5 protein-coding genes and 1 pseudogene are annotated in these 4,377 nt (G+C 43.3%); 2 read left to right on the forward strand and 4 right to left on the reverse strand.

Going from position 1 to position 4,377, the window contains the following annotated elements; all coding sequences use genetic code 11:
• Positions 1–124 (reverse strand): annotated as a pseudogene (locus V7654_RS23885) (hypothetical protein); the annotation flags it as partial.
• A gap of 333 nt (positions 125–457) precedes the next feature.
• On the opposite strand from V7654_RS23885, the gene V7654_RS02900 reads away from it, so the two are divergent.
• Positions 458–835 carry a globin gene (locus V7654_RS02900; RefSeq protein ID WP_335428321.1) on the forward strand — a complete coding sequence of 126 codons (378 nt, stop codon included), beginning with the start codon at positions 458–460 and terminating at the stop codon, positions 833–835.
• A gap of 19 nt (positions 836–854) precedes the next feature.
• Positions 855–1,196, forward strand: coding sequence for a cupin domain-containing protein (locus V7654_RS02905; RefSeq protein ID WP_335428323.1), 342 nt, complete (start codon positions 855–857; stop codon positions 1,194–1,196).
• 84 nt (positions 1,197–1,280) lie between these two features.
• Here the strand turns inward: V7654_RS02905 and spoIIR are convergent, their stop codons facing one another.
• The 3 genes from spoIIR to prfA form a co-directional block, all read right to left on the reverse strand.
• Positions 1,281–2,021, reverse strand: a complete 741-nt coding sequence (spoIIR, locus tag V7654_RS02910) for a stage II sporulation protein R (RefSeq protein ID WP_335428576.1) — start codon at positions 2,019–2,021, stop codon at positions 1,281–1,283.
• Between the two features lie 118 nt (positions 2,022–2,139).
• Entirely contained in the window at positions 2,140–3,009 is an 870-nt protein-coding gene (gene prmC, locus V7654_RS02915; protein ID WP_335428326.1) for a peptide chain release factor N(5)-glutamine methyltransferase, read from the reverse strand.
• Entirely contained in the window at positions 3,002–4,075 is a 1,074-nt protein-coding gene (gene prfA, locus V7654_RS02920; RefSeq protein ID WP_335428329.1) for a peptide chain release factor 1, read from the reverse strand. Before prfA ends, prmC begins: the two co-directional genes overlap by 8 nt.
• Positions 4,076–4,377 lie beyond the last annotated feature (302 nt).

Raw genomic sequence — 4,377 nt, forward strand, 5'->3', positions numbered from 1 at the left:
CTTTACGGCCGATTTCCTGATAGAAGTCGCTGCCATGGTTCTTGCTTGTAGCCTGGCCGCCCATGCGTCCTCGTTCTTCACGTGACATTTTACCATTATCATTGTTGTTATTGTTTCTAGCCATTTTACTCATCCTCCTTGAAATCTTTTTTGATGTTACACTCCATTGAATATCCTCCCTACTCCTTTCTAAAACTAGTAAATAGAGAATGTAAATTGCTTGTATAAAATCTGTAATATTTCTGGAAATTCCACTGGCACTTTTACCAATGCTTCCAAGTATTTCTCCATTTGTTAAAATGATTTTTATCTTTAACTTTTTATTAAAAGAGAGTTCTTCTGAAAACAACATTTTTATAGTGAAAAAGTTTCAATCAGTGATTTAGTTCACTAACTCTCATTTGCAGCATCGATATAATAAAATTAATTCACAAAGTTTTTTGAAAGGGGGAACGGCATGGAAATCAAAACAATTTATGAAAAGATTGGCGGCGAAGAGTCAATCCGAAAAATCGTAGACACTTTCTATCCGAAGGTGTACGAGAATGAGGAGCTCAGTCCTTTGTTTGAAGGAGATATCAATGAAATCAAGAGGAAGCAGTGGATGTTCCTGACTCAGTTGACCGGCGGCGGTGCCCTCTACAGCGAGGAATTTGGCCCCCCTAATATGAGAGCAAGGCATATGCCATTTGAGATTACACCAATCCGCGCACAGGCCTGGCTCAAATTGATGCACGAAACTCTCACTGAAACAGGTTTTATTGAAACAGAAGGCGGAAAGGCGCTGTTCGAGCGATTAAGCCAAATCGCTCCCATCATGATTAATAGATATTAAAAAAATGGAGGCACCTGTGATGGAAAAACTATCTTTGAAAGATTACCAAGAATTCAATGGGGAACGCTTCACAAAGAGAATTATCTTTAAAAAGGGCGAAAGCACTGTGTTCCTATTGAACTTCATGCCAGGCCAGGAGCTGCCGAAACACACTCACCCAGGAACAGAGGTCTTTATTTTAACAATGCAGGGTGAAGGAACATTCACAATTGATGGTACAGAAGTGATAGCAGCTGCGAACGAAACTGTCCATTCGACAGGATCCGAAGAGCTCTCCTATAAAAATACCGGATCTGAACCGGTCACACTTTATGTAATGCTGAACAAGATTCCTGATGATCGCTTCACCCAAAATCTCTAGAATGGACGCCTGGGGAAGTGATTCTCCAGGCGTTTTATCTCTTAAAAATAAAAAATCCACCCCGCAGCAGCAGGGTGGACCATTTTAACCAAAAATCCTGTCCCAAATCTCGACCAGGAAGAATGTAACTTCTACTTCTTCTTCCTCGCCATCCTCATAAACTGGCTTCTTGCCTTCTTTTTCTCCCTTATTCAACTTCTTTTCGCCTTCAGCTTTTGCTACCTTCTTAGACTTCTTATTACCCTCAGCCTGTGACTTCTCTTCTTCGCTGTCTAGCTTTACTTCACCTTTTTTATCTTTACCGTCGAATCCTTCACTTGTTGCTTCTCCGTTTGAAAAATCAAGGAAGCATAGCGGTGGATATAGGACGCACCACCAGTTTGCTCCTTCCCCTTCGCCAAGGGTGATTAGGATTGCTTCGTACTCACCTGCGGGGTAAAGGAATTGACCGTAAAGCTTTGTTGGGAATTGGACTTTATCAAATTCGGTTTTTACTGACTGTGTTGACCCTTCTGACTTCACTACCTGTTCAGCGATTGCCTGGATTTCCGGCAGCTTTGACTTGATCACATTCCTTGCATCATCCAAAGATGTTAAATCCTTGACCCACTTGGTAATCTCTTTATTGACCTCATCACGGACAAGCCTTTTGATTGCCTGGTCCTTTTCTGAATCGCTGTCGGCAAGAATCCTCAGCCTGATCGCCTCGTTCGGAATGACCGTTGCTTCCTGCGCTGTCACTTCATTTTTCGGACTATATAAACTTAAAATTGTACCTGCACATAATAAGAGTATGTATAAGATTGCTGCTGATTTTTTTGTCATCATCTTTCGCACCGCCCCTTCACTAGTCACAGTGTGGACAGATTGATAGATTCTTAAACTAGTAATTTTGAAAAAATTCCCGCCTTTTTCATTCAAAGACGGGAAAGAATTACTTATTCTATACCATTTCTGCAAAAACCATCCTGTCTTTGCCATTGATATCAAAGACGATTTCCACGTTCGAGTGTGGAAAGGTATTTTTTAAAAGAGCGGCAACCGCTTCACCCTGCCCTGCGCCAATTTCGAATCCGACAAGCGCCCTTTCCTTTAAAACAAGGGGCAGCTCGTCCATAAATCTGCGATAAAGGTCCAATCCATCTTTACCGGCAAACAGCGCCATATGCGGCTCGTGCTCCGTTACAATGTCTGACATCCATTCTTGATCAGCAATCGGAATGTAAGGAGGATTAGAGATGACAGCATCCACTTTTTTACCTTGTAAAATGAGCGGCTGCAGCAGGTCTCCATGGATAAAATCGATTTCCGCCCCTAATGTAACTGCATTTTTCCGCGCCACTCCCAACGCATCTTCTGAGAGATCGATGGCCGTTAACTTAAGGGCTGGTTTTTCAAGCTTTAAGGTAACTGAAATCGCTCCGCTGCCTGTGCCAACATCAACAAGCTCAACCGGATGGCCTTCTGGAAAAAGCTTTTCGAGACGTTTTAATGTTCCATAAACTAGTTCTTCTGTTTCTGGACGGGGAATGAGTACATGCTCATTGACTTCAAAGCGGCGGCCATAAAACTCCTCAGAACCGATAATATACTGGATCGGCTCACCGTCCGCATGCCTTTTAACGGCTTCCTGTAAAATGGCCCACACACCTGCATCGAGATCATCGCGCATCATCGCCAGCATAGAAGTCCTGGAAAGTCCTGAAAAGTGCCGAAGCAGCAGTTCACCAGCGTACTCCTCACGATGATGTTCTTTTAAAAAAGAAGAAGCCCAATTGAGGGCTTCAAATATTTTAACGCTGTGATTACTCATTGTTTGCACTCTCAAGCCTTTGAGACTGGTCTTCCATTATCAAAGCTTCGATGATTTCATCCAGCTTACCTTGAAGGATCTGGTCAAGCTTTTGGATCGTCAAGCCGATGCGGTGGTCGGTAACGCGATTCTGCGGGAAGTTATACGTACGGATACGCTCAGAACGGTCGCCAGTACCTACTGCTGATTTACGAACTTGGTCGTACTCAGCCTGTGCTTCCTGCTGGAACTTATCATAAACACGGGCGCGAAGAACCTTCATCGCCTTGTCTTTGTTTTTATGCTGTGATTTTTCATCCTGACATGATACAACGATTCCTGTTGGAATATGTGTCAAACGAACAGCTGACATTGTTGTGTTAACGGACTGTCCGCCGGCACCGCTGGATGCGAACGCATCGAAACGGATATCTTTGTCATGCAGTTCAATTTCAACTTCTTCCGCTTCCGGAAGGCATGCAACAGTAGCAGTGGAAGTATGGATCCGGCCGCCTGATTCCGTTTCCGGAACACGCTGAACACGGTGCGCGCCATTTTCGAACTTCAATTTTGAAAAAGCGCCATTTCCATTAATCATGAAGATAATTTCTTTGAAGCCGCCAACTCCTGTCGTGCTGGCATCGATGACTTCTGTTTTCCAGCCCTGCGTTTCAGCAAAACGGCTGTACATCCTATAAAGGTCGCCTGCGAATAGAGCAGCCTCGTCACCGCCAGCAGCACCGCGGATTTCCATGATAACGTTCTTGTCATCATTAGGGTCTTTAGGAATAAGAAGAAGTTTAATGCGGGCTTCAAGCTCTTCAATACGTGGTTCAAGCTCCGAAATTTCTTCCTTTACCATATCACGCATCTCTGCATCAAGCTTATCCTCGAGCATTGCTTTCGCATCAGTCAATTGTTCTTTGACTTCCTTATATTCACGGTAAGCCATTACGGTTTCCTGGATATCAGATTGTTCCTTGGAAAACTCGCGAAGCTTCTTGGAATCATTGACGATTTCCGGGTCACTTAGTAGCTCATTCAATCTTTCATAACGATCCTCAACTGCTTGAAGACGATCAAACACGGTCATTCACCTCTATTTTAATATCCTGATTAGGATCAATCGATTTCATTAAACTTGTTTTCGCACCTAATGTCGATTTTTATAGTATTTTCATTCGTAATGCTCTTTTTCAAAACGGGACTTCAATAGAAACCAACATGCTACGAAAAGAGCTCATAACATTCTAATTATAGTATAGGTGAAAACCTCAGTCAAAGCCATTCTGCTGGATATGGACTTTTACGAAGTGAATTAACTGATAAGCTCTATTAAACAAGGCTGTTGATTTTCGTTCCAGGCGCTCCGCTTTCCGCGGGGCTGGC

Origin of the sequence: Bacillus sp. JJ1609 (assembly GCF_036967045.1) — a bacterium.
Lineage (GTDB): Bacteria > Bacillota > Bacilli > Bacillales > Cytobacillaceae > Mesobacillus.

Excerpts from the sequence above, each read along its gene's own strand:
- prmC (WP_335428326.1), bottom strand. The coding sequence starts at position 3,009 with ATGAGTAATCACAGCGTTAAAATATTTGAAGCCCTCAATTGGGCTTCT.
- spoIIR (WP_335428576.1), bottom strand. The coding sequence starts at position 2,021 with ATGACAAAAAAATCAGCAGCAATCTTATACATACTCTTATTATGTGCA.
- V7654_RS02905 (WP_335428323.1), top strand. The coding sequence starts at position 855 with ATGGAAAAACTATCTTTGAAAGATTACCAAGAATTCAATGGGGAACGC.
- V7654_RS02900 (WP_335428321.1), top strand. The coding sequence starts at position 458 with ATGGAAATCAAAACAATTTATGAAAAGATTGGCGGCGAAGAGTCAATC.